This window comes from Streptomyces oceani, from assembly GCF_001751245.1.
Lineage (GTDB): Bacteria > Actinomycetota > Actinomycetes > Streptomycetales > Streptomycetaceae > Streptomyces > Streptomyces oceani.
Genome location: NZ_LJGU01000093.1, coordinates 105,412 through 126,687 on the forward strand (window position 1 = coordinate 105,412; position 21,276 = coordinate 126,687).

Genomic DNA, 21,276 nt, shown 5'->3' on the forward strand with positions numbered 1-21,276 from the left:
CGTGATGACACACTGAGCGGACAGCGGAGCCTCCGGTGCGGTGAACGGCTGTCTTGGTCGACTGCCAGTTCTACCGGGGCTCCGCTTCTCACGTCCGGAGTTACCGCAGATCGCAGCGCTCTTGCCAACACACCCAGAGCCGTAACTGCACGGCCTTGGTCTTTGGGGTCCCGGTGTGTATCCGAAGGAGTCACAGGCGCAGCAACGCCACGTCCTTCGCGAGCTCGGTACAGGTCAAGCCGGCTTGCTCGGCTTCGGCTGCCAGGGCCGGGAGGGTGAGAGCGGCCCACGAATGCTCGTCTCCGTGCTCACGGAGAAGTGTTCCGTCCCGGAGTACGCGGTAGGTCATGACCAGACGGACACGGTCAGGCCCGTCCCCCTCGACGGACAGCCAGGCTTCGTAGCTTTGGCGTCCCACCTGCCGCTCCGCGACGCGTGCCGGCCGGGCGCGCTGCGTAGCGTCGATGTTCATCACATCCACCACGGCGGGAGCGCCGGGGGAGAGTCGCTCGGCCAGCATCTTCCAGAAGGACCGGCGGTCTGCTTCCTCCAGCGATCCGATGACCCCGAACGCGATCACCCCCCCGAGGCGATCAGGCAGCTCGGCGTCCTCAAGCTTGTCAGGCAGCACGGTCACCCTGCTGGTGAGGGCGGCGTCGGCCAGGATCCGGCTGGTGAGGGCGGAGCGCATCGCGGGAGACGGCTCAAGGCAGATGATGTCTGCCCGCGGTACTGCGCGGGCGATAACCCCCGCCGCGTGTCCCGTCCCTGATCCGACGTCCAGTATTGGCCCGGCTTCGGGCTTAGCCCGTCCGAGTGCCGCACCTACCAGTGGTCCCCGGGAGGACCAGTAGGGCCCCGAGAGGACGTCGAAGAACTCCGCTGTCGCAGCGTAGGTGTCGTTCACGGGGTCACCGGCCAGGACGAGGTGGGGCTGGGATCCAGAGTCAGGGCGCGCACGATCTCTCCTATGACCTGCCTTCTCTCGGGCACAAGGTAGAAGTGGTCCCCTGGGAACTGTACGCGGTTGAAACCTTCGCTGAGGTCGCCCCATCCTTCCGCGTCGGCCCTTTGGACATCCGGGTCCTCGGTGCCCACCAGAGCGGTGACGGGGCAGCGCAGAACCTCGCTGAGATCGGGCTCGTAGGTCTCGATCAGCTGGTAGTCGGCACGAACTGCGGGAAGCACCAAGGGGCGGAGTTCGGGGTGACGGGTGAGTACTTCCCCCCCACCGAGTCGAGTGAGCTCCGCACAGAGGCTGTCATCGTCCTGGGTATGGATAGTTCCCCTCTGGTGCATCTGTGGGGATTCTCTGCCGGAGACGAAAAGCCGCTCCGGAAGGCGGAGACCTCGTCGCTGGATCCGTTTGGCTGTCTCGTGCGCCACGGCAGCGCCCATACTGTGGCCGAAGAGAGCGTACGGTTGGCGAAGTTGCGGTGCGAGAACATCGGTGAGTGCTTCAGCGAGCGCGCTCATTTCGGTAAGGGGCAGGTCGTCGAGCCGATCCTCTCGGCCCGGGTACTGCACAGCCGTCATCTCCACACTTGGAGGCAGAAGCTCTGGCCAGTCGCGGAAGAAGTTCGCCGTGCCCCCTGCGTGGGGGAGGCAGAACAGCTTGATCCTTGCAGCAGGTTTCGGGGTGCGGCGCAACCACTTTCCGGCCGCGTCTTGGCGTATGTATGTCGGAGCAGGGGTGTTCACACAGTTCCTTCCTCGGCGTCAGCATGGAGCGGGGCGTTCAGGACTTCCAGGCTCGTCACCGCACCGAACTTCCGCAGGGCCTGCAGCGCTTGGCCCGGTTCGAGCACCTCCTCAGCGAAGTGGCAGCCGGGCGGCACTTCGCCACGGAGCACGGCGTCGGCGGACAGGCCGGCGACGGATCCGCTGACTCGGTAGCTGTCCCGCGTACGGAAGACGGCGCTGAGCGTGTCGGACCGCCCCCCGACAAGGCCGTCAAGTTGAACAGCTTGGAGGTAGTACGGGGTACGTCCAGCGAGGTCCACGGCGCCGGCCTGTTCGAGTTGGGCTACGCCCTCGGCCAGTTCAGCCTCGTCGGCTTGCAGCCAGTTCCGGTCCCGCAGTCGGTTCATCCAGAGCAGCAGTTGTTCTCCGGCGGAGACGTTGTACCAGTCCAGCGAATCGGCGCCCAGATCCCGGGCCAGCCTGACGGTCTCCGCTGCAAGGTGCGGATAGGCGGTGACGCTGGTGGGAAAGTGCGGGAGCTCCGTGTTACTCAAGGGCTGCAACGCACGGTATTCGATCCGGCCTCCACGCCACGCTGCGAGCGCGTCTCCGTGGCCGTCTCCGAGACTGATGAGGTAGTCACCCGCGGCGGCTGGCGTGACGTGTTCCAGACCACCCGCATAGATGAGTGCATGGCTCACCGTGTCGAGGTGCTCCGCGGCCAGCCATCGCGGAAGAATTCCGGAGACACCGGGCTGCACCCCGGCGGACACGACGGCCGTGACCGTCTCCGGCACCCCTGCCGCGGCGTCGCGCGTGAGGCGGTCGCGCAGAGGATCGTCACCGGCCACGTCCACGTAGGAGGCGCCCGCCGCGAAGGCTGCCTGCGCGACCCGGTCACCGATGCGATAGGAGGGCCCCGCGCAGTTGACGATGACATCGCAGTCGGCGCAGAACTTCTCCAGCAACGCGTCGTCGTAGACATCGACGGCGGCGGCTTCGGCTTGGCTGTTCAGCTCCCGTTCGGCGACGCCCCGCAGGACCTCGATACTGCGTCCACCAATGCGCAGCGAGTACCCCATCGTGTGGAGGACGGACGCGGCGGACACACCGCACGCGCCGGAGCCACCCAGCACACCGACTCGGCTTGTCATATTCGCTCCTGGACGAGGAAGAGGTCGGTCACTGTCGAGACGTGGGGTGTCTGCAGGCAGGTGAAGTGATCGCCTCCGATGTCCACCACGCGCAGGTCGCCCGTGCAGTTGCCCTGCCAGTACTCCGTCATGTCGTCGCGCAGTTGCGGGAGGACGTGGATCTCACCGTTCTGGCGCAGCAGGGTGATGTCGCCCTCGTAGGGAGTGCTGTCGTGGCCCGCCACAGCGAGCAGGCTCTGCCGGAAGACCTTGTACATGAACTCCAGGTGCTCGATAGCGGGGGCGCCGGGTAGGAGCTCGGCGATGGCGGCGAGCCGGTCCCGCTGACCGCGCTCTCCCAGCGCGGTCAGGCAGCGGGCCACTTCCTCGTGTTCGCTGCCTCGCAGGTCGGCGAAAGCGCCGGCGGGGATGCGCTCCGGCGAGTCGGCGAGAACCGTTTGGAGGGCAGCTGCGAGGTCCGGGTTGGTCGGGTAGCCGACATGATCGGGATCGACACCCATGGCCCGTGCGAAAGCGTATTCGTGCAGGACTTCGTCGTCGATCCAGTACGGAATGCGGTAGCTGCTGACGATCGTCAGTTCGGCCACATCCGCGCCCTTCTCGCGGAGACGATTGGCGATACCTGTGGCGAGGAGACCTCCCATGCAGTAACCGACTACGTGGAAGCGCTTGGTACCGAGTTCGAGAAGTCGCTCGGTGTGCTCGGCGGCCAACCGTTCGACGAGGCCGGAGGTGTCGGCGTCGATGTACTCCTTCCAGTCCGGCAGCTCCACCCCGACGAGGGACATGCTCGTCCCTTCTCGGATGGCACTGATCAGTGGCCGGTAAGGCGCAAGAGTGCCACTTCCGTCGTGGACCAGGACGCGTACGTCCTCGGAGTCCGGGCCACCGAGCCGTGTCAGAGCCGACGATGCCGGGGTGGGCTCAAGCGTAGCCTGCGCGACGGTACGGGGGCGAAGCGCAGCGGCAATGCCGGCCACGGTGGGCTGACGGAGCATCTGCCGCAGGAGATCGTCCCAGTCGTGGCCCTCAGCCTCCGGCAGCTGGTTTCGCATGCGTCCCACGAGCTGGGCCACGATGAGCGAGTCGCCACCCATCTCGAAGAAGTCATCGTCCCTACCGATGGAGGCCCGGTCGAGATGTTCGGACCACAGCGCCGCGATTCTGCGTTCCAAGTCGTCGCGGGGTGGTTCGCCCGAGGTGATCTGGTCCGCAGTGGCGCTCGGCAGCCACCGCTTCAGCTTCGTCCGGTCGACCTTGCCGTTCTCGGTAACCGGCAGCGCATCCACGACCTGCAGGTGAGCAGGGATCATGTACCCGGGTAGCTGCGCGCTGAGTTGAGCGGTGAGGTCTCCGGCGGACAGCTGGGCCCTATCCGTCTTCACGCGCGCACAAAAGACGTGCTGCCCGACGAAGGAGAGCTCGTCGTCCACCGCGGGAAGGTTGACCTCGACATGTGCTCCGGCTTGGTGGAGCAGCTCGAGCCATTGGTCGCGGGTGAAGAAGGTCTGGTCGCGGCCTGCCCGAGCGTCTTCGAAACCACCGGAAAGACCTTCGTGGAACTCCATGGAGACCATGAGTGGGTAGTTTTCGCGTGTCGCTTCGATGAAGAGCAGGCGACCTCCTGGGGCCAGCAGCTCGGTGAGGGATTCCAGAACGTTTCCGGCGTGGTGCGAGTTGTGCAGCACGTTGGCACACAGGATGACGTCGAGGGAGTTCGGCTCGAATCCCTGGGCTCGGTGATCGCCGTTGAGGTCGAAGGTGCCGTAACGGACCCAGGGCCTGTCGGCAAAACGCTCACGAGCCTTGTTCAGGAAGAACTGGGACAGGTCGCTGAACAGGTAGTCCACCTGGTAGCCGTCAAGAGCGCTGATCACGTCGTGGCTCGTGCCGCCCACACCGGCGCCGACCTCGAGGACTCGGAGCGGGCGTTCCTGTTCCTGTTCGGCAGCGATCTCCCGCATGATCGTGGCAACGGTCCCGTTGAGGTAACGGCTCACCAGGTTGTCGCGGTAGGCGGCCTGGGCCGTGTCCATTTCGCCTTCGGGGAACAGGAGTGTCAGGGGATCGAGCTCACCGGCGAGGAGTTGCGGAAGGTGGCCCGCGCTCGCTCGGAGGTAGTGGAGGAGCTCGGCGCCGTAGTCGAGTTCCTTCTGCATACGGTCGAGGTCTGCCCAGGCGCGCTGCAGGTCTTCGTCATCCACCGGGTGCAGGGTATGGAAGGCTCCGTTCTGCGCGTCGTGCTGAAGCCACCCTTCGGCGGTGAGGGCTCGCAGCCAGCGTCGTAGCAGACGATGGTGGCGCGGCGACGCCGCGGCGAGGACGTCTTCGAGGGAGTGGCTCCGGGAGGAGGTGAAGAGCCCGGCTGTGCGCAGGGCCCGTGCCATCGCCATAAGAGCGGTCTCGTCGGCGCGTTGCGCGAAGGCGGATAGTGACTCTCGGTCGACTTGACCGAGCATGTCGCCGGCATGTGCCGCTGCTTGGGACAGTCGTGGTGAGATCTGCCGGGTGGGGACGATTGCGGGCTGCGCGAAGGCGACCAGACGACGGTCCATCGCGCCGTCTCCGTCGACGAGGGCGGCTGCGGATTCCACAGCGGGGTGCTTCAGCGCCGCTGCTTCCACCTCGGCCAGCTCGATGCGGTGTCCGCGGACTTTGACCTGGAAGTCCTCACGCCCGAGGAACTCGATGACGCCGTCTGGCAGGTAGCGACCGAGGTCACCGGTTCGGTAGAGCCGCTCTCCGGTACCGGGGTGGTTGATGAAGCGCGCTTCTGTTTTCGCCTTGTCGCCCAGGTAGCCCTCGGCCAGTCCGGCTCCTGCGATGTACAGCTCTCCAGGCGTCCACTCGGGGACCGGACGGAGCCGTGTGTCGAGAATGTGGAAGCTCTGATTGGCCAGCGGCATGCCGTACGGGATGCTGGTGGCGTCGGCTGGGACTTTCCCGATGGGGTGGGCAATGGACCAGATCGCGGCCTCAGTGGCACCACCAAGGCTGATCAGCTCAATGCCCGGTATGTGGTTCCGTATCTGCTCCGGCAGGGAGACGGGGATCCAGTCTCCGGAAAGCAGAGCGAGGCGCAGCGAGGAGAGACCGGCTGATGGACCGCTTTCCAGGTAGTGGTGCAGGATCTGCATCTGGGCGGGTACGGAATTCCACACTGTCACGCGGTGGTTGGTGATCAGCTCAGACCAGTGGCTCGGCTCGTCCCGTCGATCGGCCTGGGGCAGCACGAGGGCTCCGCCAGCACTGAGCGGGCCGAAGATGTCGTAGACGGACAGGTCGAAGCCGAGGTGGGCGAGCCCGAGGACTCGGTCCTCACCGGTCACCGAGAATCGGCGGTTGACGTCAGTGATGGTGTTCAGAGCCGCGCGGTGGCTGATGGCCACTCCCTTGGGAACGCCTGTGGAGCCGGATGTGTAGATCACGTATGCGAGATCGTCCGGTGACATCGCAGGGGAGGGCAGTGCCTCGGGTACAGCGGCTGGGGTGAGCTCGTCGACAGCCAGCAGGTCTACGCCGGCTACCGCGGGGATACTCGTCCAGCTTTGCACCAGCGTCTGGCATACACCGGCGTCATCGAGGATGGCTGCTCGCCGGGCAACCGGCTGGCTGGTGTCTATGGGCAGGTAGGCGCAGTCCGCCAGAAGAGTCCCGAGCACGGCGGCGACCTGTTCGGCGCCCTTCTCCATCGACACGGCCACGAGCTCGCCGGGCTTCGTACCCCGACGCTTCAGCTCGTCGGCCACGCTCAACGCTCGGGCCAGCAGGTCCTGGTAGGAGAGCTCGCCGTACTCGCTAACCACCGCGATGTCTGCGGGAGTGGCAACCGCACGGCCGAGGAAGTGCTCATGCAGAAGTCCTTCGGGGAGCGGCGCGTGCGTGCCGTTCGCAGCTTGGCGGGACTGGAGCTGGGCGGCGGGAAGAACGACCGGGTCCGCCGTCTGCCAAGCGCCGTCACTTGCCGAAAGGTCCAGAAGCAGCTGGCGGAAGGTCGCGAAGGCGTCCTCGGCCACTCCATGGGGCAGTACGCCTTCTCGAATGTCCCAGTTGATCAGGAGGCTTCCCTGCCGCTCCATCACCTGGCAGTCGACCCACACCTGTGGTGTCTGGCTGATTCCGTACCCCAGCTCCCCCAGTGCGAGAAGGTTACCGGTGTCGACCTCGTCCTCACCCAGACCAATCGCGCTGGTGAACACGACTGGCATGAGAGCCTCAGCTCGGCCCCGACGACGCCCCAGTTCCCGCATGACCTGGACGCCCGTACACAGTCGGTGGTCCAGGTCCGCCCAGAGCCTGTCCTGAACAGTGCTGGCCCGTTGGGCGAAGGTCTCGCCTTCCGTTGAGTCCACTTCGAGAAGACTGACCGAGGTGAAGTCACCCACGAGCTGATCGACCTGCGGGTGCAAAGGAAGCGGGTTGAGGGTGGTGAGGTTGAGGGTGTAGTGGGGCCTGCGGCTCCAACGACCTATCACTTCGGCGTAGGCAGCGAGTACGGCGCCGGAGGCGCTGAGGTTGTGTGCGCCGGCACGTCGCTTGAGTGATGCCCATTCCTCGGGGCCGAGTACGGCGTGCTCGCGCTGGAAACGGGCTGGCGCGTCCTCGGCGCCGGCGCGCAGAGGAAGTTCCGGACCGGCCGGCAGGTCATCCAGCCGGTCCCACCAGTAGGCACGGTCGCGGTCGTATCGCGAGGCCAATGCGCCGTCCGGTTCGGTGAGGCGTCGCTCAGCGGTGACGTAGTCGCGAAAGGTGATCTCCAGGGCTGGGAGCTCTTCGCCCGGGGCGGCGTATAGCGTGTTCAGCTCGGAGAGGAGCAGTTGGATGCTTCGGTAATCGGCAATGAGCAGGTCGATCGAGAGGTGGAGTATGTCTTGGTCATCGGTGTGCGTGACACGAACCTCGTACAGCGGCCATTCTTCCGGCGTGTAGAAGCGGTGCGAGAGTTCCGCACGGATGGCCGAGAGTTCGGCACTGACGACTTCTTCAGCAGCACCGCGCAGGTCGCGGACAGTGAGAGGTCTGGGGGTGATTTCGGGGAGGGTCTGCTGGTATCCGTCGGGGTGGACGACCGTCCGCAACATGTCGTGGCGTTCCACCAGCCGCTGCCAGGCTGTGTTCAGTCGCTGGGCGTCGAGATCCGGGAACGTGACCTCAAGGTAGCCGTGGCATGCCACTCCGCCGTATTCATAGGCCGTGCTGCGGCCTAGCAGGTAGGCGGCCTGCACGTCTGTGAGGGGGAAGGGTTCGAAGCGGGCTGCGGGATCGTGGGTAGCGTTGCCCTCCTCGTCGCGCTGCCGGAGGTAGTCCAGCACGTCGGCTTTCAGAGAGCGCAGCGCGTCCACGCGTCGCTCTGTCATGGCTCCCTTGGGAGCACGGAATCGCAGCTGGTCGTCTTCACGCCACAGTCGAACTCCGGCCGCGGTCAGCTCGCGCACAAGTTCTGCAGCGGCTCGTGGCTGAGGGTGGTTCATATCGCGCCTTCCTCAAATTCCTCGGTGGCGTGTGCGGTAGCCGCTTGGTCGGCGTCAGCGAGGCGCGCGGCGAGCCCGCTGACGGTGGGGTCTCTGAACAGATCGCGCAACGTCAGCTCAACGCCCAGTTGTCCGCGGAGGCGGGTGATGAGGCGGGTCGCTTGCAACGAGTCACCACCGAGCTGGAAGAAGTTCGCGGACCGGGAAGTGACGGTGACGTCGAGGATTTCCTCCCATGCCTGGGCGATGTGCTTCTCAAGCTGCCCGTCGGGGGCCGCACCCTCCTGAGTAACGGTGTCATCGGCGGCTTCCAGGGTGGCCTGAATTGCCTTGCGGTCGACCTTGCCGTTGGCGGTGAGGGGGAGGGTGGGCAGGGTGTGCAGATGGGAGGGAATCGCGTAGGAGGGCAAGCAGTCCGCGAGGAACCGAAACAGGTCGCTCTCGTCGATGACCAGTGTGGTGCCCTCGGAATCAACTTCGGAGACGAGGGCGGCAGTCAGTCGGCGTTGGTTGCGAGGCCCGGTCGCAGCCGCGACCGCGTACCGCACCCGCGGATGCCCGACCAACGCAGACTCGATCTCACCCAACTCAACCCGATGCCCACGCACCTTCACCTGCTGATCCGCCCGCCCCAAAAACTCCAGCGTCCCATCAGGCCAATACCGACCCAGATCACCGGTCCGATACCACCGCCGACCCTGATACTCCACAAACGACGCAGCCGTACGCTCAGGATCATTACGATAACCACGAGCCACACCCGCACCACCAATCCACAACTCCCCCGGAACCCAATCCGGACAATCCCCACCCCGCGAATCCACCACCCGATACGACTGATTCGCCAACGGAAAACCATACGGAACCGAAGACCACCCCGACTCCACCACCGACACCTCAAACGCATTCGACCAAATCGCCGCCTCCGTCGCCCCACCCAAAGCCACCAACCGACACCCCGACACCAACCCCGCCAACCGCTCCCCCAAATCCAACGGCACCCAATCACCCGACACCAACGCCAACCGCAACGACTGCGGCAAACCACCAGAAACCTCCGCAGCCGTAACCAACATGTCACACAACACCGGCGCCGAATTCCACACACTCACCCCATGCCGCACCACCAACGACAACCACACATCCGCATCACGCCGCTCCTCCTCACCCACCAAAACCACACCACCACCAACCGACAACAAACCAAAGATATCCCACACCGACAAATCAAAATCCAACGCCGAAACACCCAACACCCGATCACCACGACCCACACCAAACCGCGAATTCACCTCCACCACCGTATTCAACGCCGCACGATGCGACACCTCCACACCCTTCGGCTCCCCCGTCGAACCCGACGTGAAAATCACATACGCCGCATCATCCGAAGACACCCGCACCGGCTCAGAAAGAGGAACAACCCCCGACAACTCCGGCAACTCACCCAACGTCAACCTCACACCAGCCCGCGCACAAATCGCCTCCCGACGCACCACCGGCTGATCCACCCCCACCGGCACATACACCCCACCCGCAACCAACACACCCAACACCGCCACCACCTGATCCGGACCCTTAGGCAACGACACCGCCACCGCATCCCCCACACCCACACCCTCAGCCACCAACCACGCCCCCAACCGCAACACACGATCAGCCAACACCCCATACGACACAAACCCACTCTCACCCCACAACAAAGCAACAGCATCCGGCTCCTCAACCGCACACGCCAAAAACCCCTCATACAACAAACCCTCAGGAACACCACCCACCACCGCATTCACCCGCTCACGCACCACCACCTGCGACTCCGGAACAAGACCAGGCACACCACCACCCCAATCCCCCTCCACCAACCACTCCAACAACCCCACATACGCACCAAACATCCCATCCAAAACACCCGGCGCAAACAACCCCTCCACCGCATCCCACGACAACCACACCCCACCATCAACCTCCATCACCTGATGATCCAGCCACACCTGCGGCGTCTGCGACTGACCGCCTATCCGCTCGGGGAATCCGCGAGCCGTCATGTCCGCGAGTTCTCGATCGAGACCGAGCGCACTGGTGAACACCACAGGGAGCGGGATCTGGGTGCTGCCGGAGCGCTGCGCCATTTCCCTGGCTACCCACACGGAGGACACGGAGCGATGTTCCAGGTCCTGTGCCAACTGGCTCTGAAGACGTCGAGCAGTGTCCAGCCAGGTGGCCTCGGGTACGAAAGCGAGCGGAAGGAGCGTGGTGAAGTCGCCGATAGCTCGGTTGATGTCGGGGTGAATGTCACGACGGTCGAACAAGGTGAGATTGACAGTAAGCTCGGATTTGGCACTCCACGCGGATAGGACTTCCGCGTAGCAGGCCAGCAGGACGGAGGACGGAGTCAGACCGTGCTGACGCGCACGGCTCTTGATCGCCTCCCACCGCTCCGGCGACAGCCAGGTGTCCCGCCGGGTGAAACGCGGACGCACCACCGACGCGGGCTCCATCGCCAACGGCAACTGCGGCCCACCGGGCAGATCCTCCAGCCGCTCCTCCCAGTACCGCTCGGCCGCCGCACGCTCCAGCGCGTCCGGGCCGGCACTGAGCACATAGTCCCGGAACGAGACACCCACCGGCTCCAGCACCACGTCCGGATCCGCGTACAACCGAGCCAACTCAGTGAGGAAGATCATCATGCTGAGGCCGTCGAAGATGCTGTTGTCGAGACTGATACCGACACGGGCTCGGGTCCCATAGCGGACGACCCGCACATCGAACAGCGGCCAGGTGTCCAGGGCCAGGACCTGGTGGGACATGGCGTCGCGAAGCCTTGTTTTTGCCGCGTGCGCGTTTGGTTCGTCGTCAGCTCGGACCGTGAAGTAGGGAACCTCAGAGAGGATGCGCTGGGTTCCTTCGTCCTCGAAAACAGCGCGGAGCATCTCGTGGCGTCCGACCAGTGTGTTGACGGCGGCTTCCAAGCGTTCGAGTTTCACGGCTTCGCCGTCGAACTCGAAGAAGCAGTGTGCTCCGACGCCGCCGAGGGGGAGCTGGTCAGAGCGGCCGATCCAGTACGCCCGCTGCACATCGGTCAACGGGAACGGCTCAAAACGACGCTCCGGATCCGACGTCAGCACCACCGCCTCCGCAGCCTGGCCCAACACCAGCGGGCCAGCGAACTCCGACAGCACCGGAGCCGCGAACAAACCCGCCAGCTCGGCACCCTCCACACCCAGCGCACGCAACCGCGCCACCAGACGAGTAGCCAACAACGAGTCCCCACCGAGCTCGAAGAAGTTCGCCTCCCGGAAGACAGAGGCCACCCCCAACACCTCACACCACACCCCGGCGACCAGCTCCTCCACCACACCCGCCGGAGCCGACTGCACTGCCGAACCACCCAGATCCGACTCCTCCAACACCCACTGCACAGCCTTGCGGTCGACCTTGCCGTTGGCGGTGAGAGGCGTGCTGGCAAGGACGTGGAACTGTTCCGGGACCATGAAGCTGGGAAGCCTGTCCAGGGACCACTCGGTGAACTCATCAAGGTTCAGAAGGCTCTCGTCCTGCGGACGCGCTGCGCGGAGCAGCAACCCGGCGCTTCGCCTCTCGATCTCGGTTTCGAGACCGGAACCACTCAGTACGTCAGCCCACTCCTGCTGTGGAAGCAGCGGGCTGCGCCTCTCATGTCGACGGCCATGCAGATTCGTGAAGCCCTCCTCGATGAGCGCGATGGGAAGGCGGGCGACGGGCGGGAATTCGGTGGGCTCAAGCGCAAGGAGACGCCCTCCGGGGGCCAACAGCAGCGAGGCGAGAGTGGTGGCTGTCGCCGGCTCGGCGTAACGGTGCAGGGAGGCGACCGCGAGAACCACGTCAAAGCCGTGCCGCAGTGACTCGGGAACAGTGGCCGAACCGAACTGTCGATAGACGGCCTGGTGTTCGGAAGCCTCAAGGCGTTGCCGGGCGGCATTGAGCAGCCCGGTCGATTCGTCCAGCAGGGTGTACTCAGCTTCGGCAGACGTCAGCTGTGCCAGAACGGTCTGGGCAACGAGACCTGTGCGGGCTCCGAGTTCGGCGACGCGCACTGGGCGGCCGAGCTCGTGCGAGAACGCGGCGATCTCCTCGGCAAGCGCGGTCAGTGCGACGGTGGTGTCCGGGCGGGCCGCGATGAGATTCTCCGGAGCGAAGTCCGGATCGTCGACGAGTGTGATCGCATCTCGCTCTTTCCGGGCCACCGCGGCAAGGTCGGGGAGACGGCTCGGGAGTCGCCCGGCAACCTCCTCGAGGGTGGTGCCAACGGTCTCCTCGGCGAGGGTGGACCAGCCTGGTTCCGCGGCGGCATACATCGCCTCTTCGTGGCGAGGCCCCCTGTGGTAACCGTTCGTGCCGGCGGTCAGCACTCCGCGATCGGTCAGCCAGTCGAGCCAGAGGTCGACGCCGGGAGACCAGCCTCCTTCCCCGGTGGTCGCTGGCATGTCCCTAGCGAAGGCTGGTTCCAGGTACTCGGCGACGATCGTCAGAATGGCTGATTCGGCCAGGCGTGCCTCTAGTTCGGCAGTGTGCGGATTCGCCTCGCCTTCCGTCGCCACGATTGCGGCGTTGGTAGCGGCCCGAGCAATCTCGGGGACGAGGGCGGCAGTCAGTCGGCGTTGGTTGCGAGGCCCGGTCGCAGCCGCGACCGCGTACCGCACCCGCGGATGCCCGACCAACGCAGACTCGATCTCACCCAACTCAACCCGATGCCCACGCACCTTCACCTGCTGATCCGCCCGCCCCAAAAACTCCAGCGTCCCATCAGGCCAATACCGACCCAGATCACCGGTCCGATACCACCGCCGACCCTGATACTCCACAAACGACGCAGCCGTACGCTCAGGATCATTACGATAACCACGAGCCACACCCGCACCACCAATCCACAACTCCCCCGGAACCCAATCCGGACAATCCCCACCCCGCGAATCCACCACCCGATACGACTGATTCGCCAACGGAAAACCATACGGAACCGAAGACCACCCCGACTCCACCACCGACACCTCAAACGCATTCGACCAAATCGCCGCCTCCGTCGCCCCACCCAAAGCCACCAACCGACACCCCGACACCAACCCCGCCAACCGCTCCCCCAAATCCAACGGCACCCAATCACCCGACACCAACGCCAACCGCAACGACTGCGGCAAACCACCAGAAACCTCCGCAGCCGTAACCAACATGTCACACAACACCGGCGCCGAATTCCACACACTCACCCCATGCCGCACCACCAACGACAACCACACATCCGCATCACGCCGCTCCTCCTCACCCACCAAAACCACACCACCACCAACCGACAACAAACCAAAGATATCCCACACCGACAAATCAAAATCCAACGCCGAAACACCCAACACCCGATCACCACGACCCACACCAAACCGCGAATTCACCTCCACCACCGTATTCAACGCCGCACGATGCGACACCTCCACACCCTTCGGCTCCCCCGTCGAACCCGACGTGAAAATCACATACGCCGCATCATCCGAAGACACCCGCACCGGCTCAGAAAGAGGAACAACCCCCGACAACTCCGGCAACTCACCCAACGTCAACCTCACACCAGCCCGCGCACAAATCGCCTCCCGACGCACCACCGGCTGATCCACCCCCACCGGCACATACACCCCACCCGCAACCAACACACCCAACACCGCCACCACCTGATCCGGACCCTTAGGCAACGACACCGCCACCGCATCCCCCACACCCACACCCTCAGCCACCAACCACGCCCCCAACCGCAACACACGATCAGCCAACACCCCATACGACACAAACCCACTCTCACCCCACAACAAAGCAACAGCATCCGGCTCCTCAACCGCACACGCCAAAAACCCCTCATACAACAAACCCTCAGGAACACCACCCACCACCGCATTCACCCGCTCACGCACCACCACCTGCGACTCCGGAACAAGACCAGGCACACCACCACCCCAATCCCCCTCCACCAACCACTCCAACAACCCCACATACGCACCAAACATCCCATCCAAAACACCCGGCGCAAACAACCCCTCCACCGCATCCCACGACAACCACACCCCACCATCAACCTCCATCACCTGATGATCCAGCCACACCTGCGGCGTCTGAGAAATAGACCAGTGCAGTTCCGGGAAGCCGGCGGGGAGGGCGGTGGCAAAGTCGTCTTCAAGTCCGAGGGTGCTCGTGAAGACGACAGGCATGGGTACGTCGGAGACACCGGCACGGCGAGCCATTTCCCGGGTGACCCAGAGAGAGGAGACCGACCGGTGCTCAAGGTCCCGGGCCAACTGGCCCTGCAGACGTCGAGCACTGTCCAACCAGGATTCGCCCGCCTGTGGACGGTGTCCGAGGAGCATCAGGGTGGTGAAGTCCCCCAGTACACGGTTGATGTCGGCATGGACGTCACGACGGTCGAAAAGGGTCAGGTGGATGCTCAGGTCCGGGGATTCGCTCCAGGTGGAGAGGACTTCCGCGTAGCAGGCCAGCAGGACGGAGGACGGAGTCAGACCGTGCTGACGCGCACGGCTCTTGATCGCTTCCCACCGCTCCGGCGACAGCCACGTGTCCCGCCGGGTGAAACGCGGACGCACCACCGACGCGGGCTCCACCGCCAACGGCAACTGCGGCCCACCGGGCAGATCCTCCAGCCGCTCCTCCCAGTACCGCTCGGCCGCCGCACGCTCCAGCGCGTCCGGGCCGGCACTGAGCACATAGTCCCGGAACGAGACACCCACCGGCTCCAGCACCACGTCCGGATCCGCGTACAACCGAGCCAACTCAGTGAGAACAAGCTTGACGCTGAGGCCGTCAAGGACCAGGTAGTCGATGCTGATGCCGACACGGGCTCGGGTCCCGTAGCGGACGACCCGCACATCGAACAGCGGCCAGTGGGAGGGGTCGAAGATCTGGTGGGACATGGCATCCCGCAGTTGGGTGAGGCTTGCCGCAGCCTCTTCCAGGGAGGGCTCCTGCACCGCGATGTGGAAGCTCGGGACGTCGCTCAGAACCCGCTGAACACCAGGTTCTTCCACCACGGCCCGGAGCATGTCGTGGCCCGCGATGAGGGCGTTCAGTGCGTTCTCTAGACGCTCGACGTCGACTTCGTCGCCGTCGAGTTCTGTGTAGTAGTGGGTTCCGACGCCGCCGAGGGGGAGCTGGTCAGAGCGGCCGATCCAGTACGCCCGCTGCACGTCGGTCAACGGGAACGGCTCAAAACGACGCTCCGGATCCGACGTCAGCACCACCGCCTCCGCAGCCTGGCCCAACACCAGCGGGCCAGCGAACTCCGACAGCACCGGAGCCGCGAACAAACCCGCCAGCTCGGCACCCTCCACACCCAGCGCACGCAACCGCGCCACCAGACGAGTAGCCAACAACGAGTCCCCACCGAGCTCGAAGAAGTTCGCCTCCCGGAAGACAGAGGCCACCCCCAACACCTCACACCACACCCCGGCGACCAGCTCCTCCACCACACCCGCCGGAGCCGACTGCACTGCCGAACCACCCAGGTCCGACTCCTCCAACACCCACTGCACAGCCTTGCGGTCGACCTTGCCGTTGGCGGTGAGGGGGAGGGTGGGCAGGGTGTGCAGATGGGAGGGAATCGCGTAGGAGGGCAAGCAGTCCGCGAGGAACCGAAACAGGTCGCTCTCGTCGATGACCAGTGTGGTGCCCTCGGAATCAACTTCGGAGACGAGGGCGGCAGTCAGTCGGCGTTGGTTGCGAGGCCCGGTCGCAGCCGCGACCGCGTACCGCACCCGCGGATGCCCGACCAACGCAGACTCGATCTCACCCAACTCAACCCGATGCCCACGCACCTTCACCTGCTGATCCGCCCGCCCCAAAAACTCCAGCGTCCCATCAGGCCAATACCGACCCAGATCACCGGTCCGATACCACCGCCGACCCTGATACTCCACAAACGACGCAGCCGTACGCTCAGGATCATTACGATAACCACGAGCCACACCCGCACCACCAATCCACAACTCCCCCGGAACCCAATCCGGACAATCCCCACCCCGCGAATCCACCACCCGATACGACTGATTCGCCAACGGAAAACCATACGGAACCGAAGACCACCCCGACTCCACCACCGACACCTCAAACGCATTCGACCAAATCGCCGCCTCCGTCGCCCCACCCAAAGCCACCAACCGACACCCCGACACCAACCCCGCCAACCGCTCCCCCAAATCCAACGGCACCCAATCACCCGACACCAACGCCAACCGCAACGACTGCGGCAAACCACCAGAAACCTCCGCAGCCGTAACCAACATGTCACACAACACCGGCGCCGAATTCCACACACTCACCCCATGCCGCACCACCAACGACAACCACACATCCGCATCACGCCGCTCCTCCTCACCCACCAAAACCACACCACCACCAACCGACAACAAACCAAAGATATCCCACACCGACAAATCAAAATCCAACGCCGAAACACCCAACACCCGATCACCACGACCCACACCAAACCGCGAATTCACCTCCACCACCGTATTCAACGCCGCACGATGCGACACCTCCACACCCTTCGGCTCCCCCGTCGAACCCGACGTGAAAATCACATACGCCGCATCATCCGAAGACACCCGCACCGGCTCAGAAAGAGGAACAACCCCCGACAACTCCGGCAACTCACCCAACGTCAACCTCACACCAGCCCGCGCACAAATCGCCTCCCGACGCACCACCGGCTGATCCACCCCCACCGGCACATACACCCCACCCGCAACCAACACACCCAACACCGCCACCACCTGATCCGGACCCTTAGGCAACGACACCGCCACCGCATCCCCCACACCCACACCCTCAGCCACCAACCACGCCCCCAACCGCAACACACGATCAGCCAACACCCCATACGACACAAACCCACTCTCACCCCACAACAAAGCAACAGCATCCGGCTCCTCAACCGCACACGCCAAAAACCCCTCATACAACAAACCCTCAGGAACACCACCCACCACCGCATTCACCCGCTCACGCACCACCACCTGCGACTCCGGAACAAGACCAGGCACACCACCACCCCAATCCCCCTCCACCAACCACTCCAACAACCCCACATACGCACCAAACATCCCATCCAAAACACCCGGCGCAAACAACCCCTCCACCGCATCCCACGACAACCACACCCCACCATCAACCTCCATCACCTGATGATCCAGCCACACCTGCGGCGTCTGAGAAATAGACCACCCGAGGCGACCGAACTGCTCCTGGAACGTGTGGCTTACCAGTTCGCGACCGAGGTTGCTCGTGAATACGACCGGAGCAACCGCCCGTTCGCCGCCACGTTCGCGTGTGAGGTCACGAAGGACCTCCACGCCCGAGTACTCACTGTGCGCCACGTCGGCTTGGAACTGCCCTTGCAGTGCCCGAGCCCGTGCTGCGAAGGAGTCGCCGAGCGAGGCGTCGACCGCGAGCAGGATGATGTTCGTGAAGTCCGCCACCAGGTCGGGGACGTCGGCGTGCAGTGGGTGCCGGTCGAAGAGCGTCAGGTTGAGGCAGAAGCGGGGATCCACACTCCAGGTGGCCAGAACTTCGGAATAGGCGGTGGCCAGAGCCATGGAGGGGGTGATGCCGTGTTCCTGCGCTCGGGTACAGAACCGCTGCCAGCGGTCGCTGTCCAGATGAACACTGCGCCGGGTAAAGCGCGGGCTCTGGTGTTGTGCGGCTCCCTCTGCCAGGGGAAGTTGCGGCGCCCCCGGGATCTCCGGGAGCCGGCCCTCCCAGTACGCCCGGGCCTGCTCGCGAGGCTCGGATCGGCGGACGCTTCGGAGCGCCTGATACTCGGGGAAGCCCTGTTCGAGGTGGCGGAGGGGACGGTCGGGCGCCACGTAGGCACGCACGAGGTCGTTCAGGATGATCTGAATGCTCGCGGCGTCGGCCACGAGCAGATCGAGGTCAAGGTGTACTCGGCAGGCGCCGGCAGGAAGCAGCGTCAGCCGCAGGTCGATCACTTCGCCACGCTCGACGGCCAGGCGTCGGTGCGACAAGTGCTCACGGATTTCGAGGCAGCGCTCCTCGACCTCAGCCTTGGTGGCCTCGCGCAGGTCCTGGACGCTGAGGCCTGGCCAGGGACTCTGGTCGAGGATCTGCTGGCGTCCGTCCTCCAGGAAGCAGGCGCGCAGCATCTGGTGGCGCCGCAGTACGGTGCGGAAGGCGGCTTCGAGCCTTTCAGGGGAGACGTTCTGGCCGTCGAACTCCAGATAGGCGTGACAGCCGACGCCTCCGAGGTTCTGTCCCTCTCGTCGGCCTACCCAGTACGCGTACTGCACAGGTGTGAGGGCGAAGGGCTCAGTGGGGTCGACAGCGCTTACGGGCTTTTCGCGGGGCTGCTTCTGCTCCGTTGGCAGTTTGTCGACGAGGGACCACCATGCGTCGATCGTCGGATGGGCGACGAGGGTGGAGAAGCCCAGATCGAGTCCGGCTCGATTCAGTCGGGCGGCGATCTCCATGATCATGATGGAGGTGAGTCCGGCTGCGATGAGGTCCTGATCGGTTCGGAGGGACTCGACCGGCTCTCCGATCAGTTCAGCCACCGAGGCATGCAGGACCGGCAGAGTGATGGTCCCGCCTGAGACGTCCTTGTGTTCCGCCCGGAGAACGGGCAGGTCACCGTCCTCCCAACGTCGAATCATCTCGCTGCGCCGAATCTTTCCCGAGGAGGTCCGCTGGAGGATTCCGCGGCGTACCAGGATTGATTCCTCGAGAGGGAGGTTGTGTTCGGCCAGGGCCACGGCGTGAATGTCGCGTGCGATCGCGGCGAGGCGATCCTCGGACAGGCTGCGGTCCACTTCAGCGATGGCAATGACACCGTTGTGGTCGCCTGCCTGTCCGAGGCAAGCGCCGCCGACCTTGATGTCGGGGCAGCGCCGCTCAAGTGTGGCCTCGATGTCATTGGGCTGGTGGTTTGACCCCTGATGGATGATGAGGTCTTTCACACGGCCGCAGATATAGAGCTCGCCGTCGTCGACGAACCCAAGGTCGCCAGTGCGCAGGAAGAAGCCGTCCTCGTTCTTGATCTGCGCCTGGAAGGTGGTGGCCGTTTCCTCGGGACGGCGCCAGTAGCCCCGGGGAAGGCCGGGGCCGGCGACCCAGACTTCTCCGACCATGCCGGAGGGGAGTTCCTCTCTAGTGTCCGGGTCGACGATCGCGAGGCGCCACTGGTGGAGGTAGTTGCCGCAGCCGACGATCGGGCGACCTGACGCCGTCCTCACTCTCTCGGCGCGGCCGCTGGTCAGGGACTCCACGTCGTAGCTGTTGGCTCGCCAGCCACGGGGCTGTTCGCTGAGTGTGACGGTCAAGCAGGCTTCAGCCAGCCCGTATCCGGGCGTGACGGCATTGCCGTCGAATTCCGCGTCGGAGAAGGTTTCGGTGAACCGCTGGAGAGTCTGCGGGCGAATCGGCTCGGCGCCGTTGATCGCGTAGCGCAGGCTGCTCAGGTCAAGCTGCCTGAGCTCTTCCTGAGTGTAGCTGTCACAGCATCGGTCATAGGCGAAGTCCGGTCCGCCGATCATGTTTCCGCGGTACTTGGAGACTGCGTCAAGCCACCGCTGCGGTTTTCCGATGAAGCTGAGCGGTGTCATCAAGGTGCAGGTGCCACCGGACAGCAGTGGCGTGAGCAGTCCTTGAATCATGCCCATGTCGTGATAGAGGGGGAGCCAACTCACGGTGTGGATCGGCTCGTCCCATTGCCAGGCGCTCTGAAAGAAGTCAACTTGGGTCAGCAGAGCGCGGTGGGTATTGCAGACGCCCTTTGGATCGCCCGTAGAGCCGGAGGTGTACTGGAGGAAGGCGATGTCGTCGGGACTTGCTCCAGATGCGGGCAGAGGTTCGTAAGAGTCGAGTGGCCGATCAACGTGAATGACGGAGCGACCGGTGAGACGCGGGTCATCGCCGACACGTGCGGCGATGTCACTCGAGGTCAGCACAACCGACGGGGCCGCGTCCCGCAGGACACGCTCCACCCGCTCAAGTGCTTGCCTGGCACGGCTGGGGCCGGGGAGTTGCATGGGGACGGCGATGATGCCTGAGTGCAGGCAGGCGAGGAGGCCGAGCGCCATGTCAGCACCGCTCGGCAGCAGCAGCAGCCCGCGTTCCCCCGGCTCGGCATCGATGCCGCGAGCAAGGCGGCTCACCCTTCCGGCAAGTTCCCTATATGTATATTCCTCTGCAACTTCCGAGTCGATGTGGGGGTACCGCAGAAAGCGCAGGGCAATGTTCTCCGGGGTGCGTTCGGCCCACTCTTGAAGAACTGTCGGAACTGTTTTCCATCCGACTATATTGTGCGTGACACTCTGCATGCTACCCGGACCCCACTCCGTTTACCGTGAAATGCACGCAGGAGCGACTGCCTAAAGAGGCAAATTTCGTCTGCGTGGTGTTCTTCTCTGCACTAGCTGACAGCATCGGCGTTCTTGCGGTCGAGTGCCAGAGAAGATAGAAACTGCGTATACCAAGCGCGAGGATCTTAACCTCGAAGGCAGGCGTGCACTCCGGCTGGTTGATCAACTCGCGCTGCACTGTGACGCGTCGGCGACGACGTCAGCCGCGATGCTTCGTGGAAACCACTCTGGAGCCCCCGTTTCGTGTGTGGTGATGCGGGTCAGCATGCAGTGACTCGTGACGCCCCGCAAGAGGTGACATAAATGTCGGTTAGCGACGGCTCCGCCCCTTGATTTGGCCAGGCAGGCGCGAATGAAGGGCCAGGTCTGTGGTCGACAGTGATCCGGTGCCGAGGATTCGCCACGTGCACATCCCGAAGTTCCCGGCTTACTCCGGAGTCATCTACAGGAGGCCCAATGCGCATGCATCAACAGTGTTTTACCGTTACTATGCCTAGGCGTAGCTGCATGGATGCGCAGGTAGCTACGTGCAGCCAGCGGGGAGAGTCACGCTTCTGAGGGTCC

At 64.4% G+C, this 21,276-nt stretch carries 5 protein-coding genes; all 5 read right to left on the minus strand.

The window, feature by feature from the left end; all coding sequences use genetic code 11:
* Positions 1-190 precede the first annotated feature (190 nt).
* Genes AN216_RS26310 through AN216_RS01950 form a run of 5 tightly spaced genes read right to left on the minus strand, consistent with a single transcriptional unit; the run spans position 191 to position 20,670 of the window.
* The gene (locus AN216_RS26310; RefSeq protein ID WP_170842997.1) at positions 191-907 is read right to left on the minus strand and encodes a class I SAM-dependent methyltransferase; all 717 of its coding nucleotides are present in this window, start codon (positions 905-907) and stop codon (positions 191-193) included.
* Entirely contained in the window at positions 904-1,701 is a 798-nt protein-coding gene (locus tag AN216_RS01935) for a thioesterase II family protein (RefSeq protein WP_070194802.1), read from the minus strand. Before AN216_RS01935 ends, AN216_RS26310 begins: the two co-directional genes overlap by 4 nt.
* Positions 1,698-2,837, minus strand: a complete 1,140-nt coding sequence (locus AN216_RS01940; protein WP_070194803.1) for a saccharopine dehydrogenase NADP-binding domain-containing protein — start codon at positions 2,835-2,837, stop codon at positions 1,698-1,700. Before AN216_RS01940 ends, AN216_RS01935 begins: the two co-directional genes overlap by 4 nt.
* The gene (locus AN216_RS01945) at positions 2,834-8,308 is read right to left on the minus strand and encodes a non-ribosomal peptide synthetase (protein WP_070194804.1); all 5,475 of its coding nucleotides are present in this window, start codon (positions 8,306-8,308) and stop codon (positions 2,834-2,836) included. The genes AN216_RS01940 and AN216_RS01945 overlap by 4 nt, the downstream gene beginning before the upstream one ends.
* Positions 8,305-20,670, minus strand: coding sequence for a non-ribosomal peptide synthetase (locus AN216_RS01950; protein ID WP_079166133.1), 12,366 nt, complete (start codon positions 20,668-20,670; stop codon positions 8,305-8,307). Before AN216_RS01950 ends, AN216_RS01945 begins: the two co-directional genes overlap by 4 nt.
* Between the last annotated feature and the right edge of the window lie 606 nt (positions 20,671-21,276).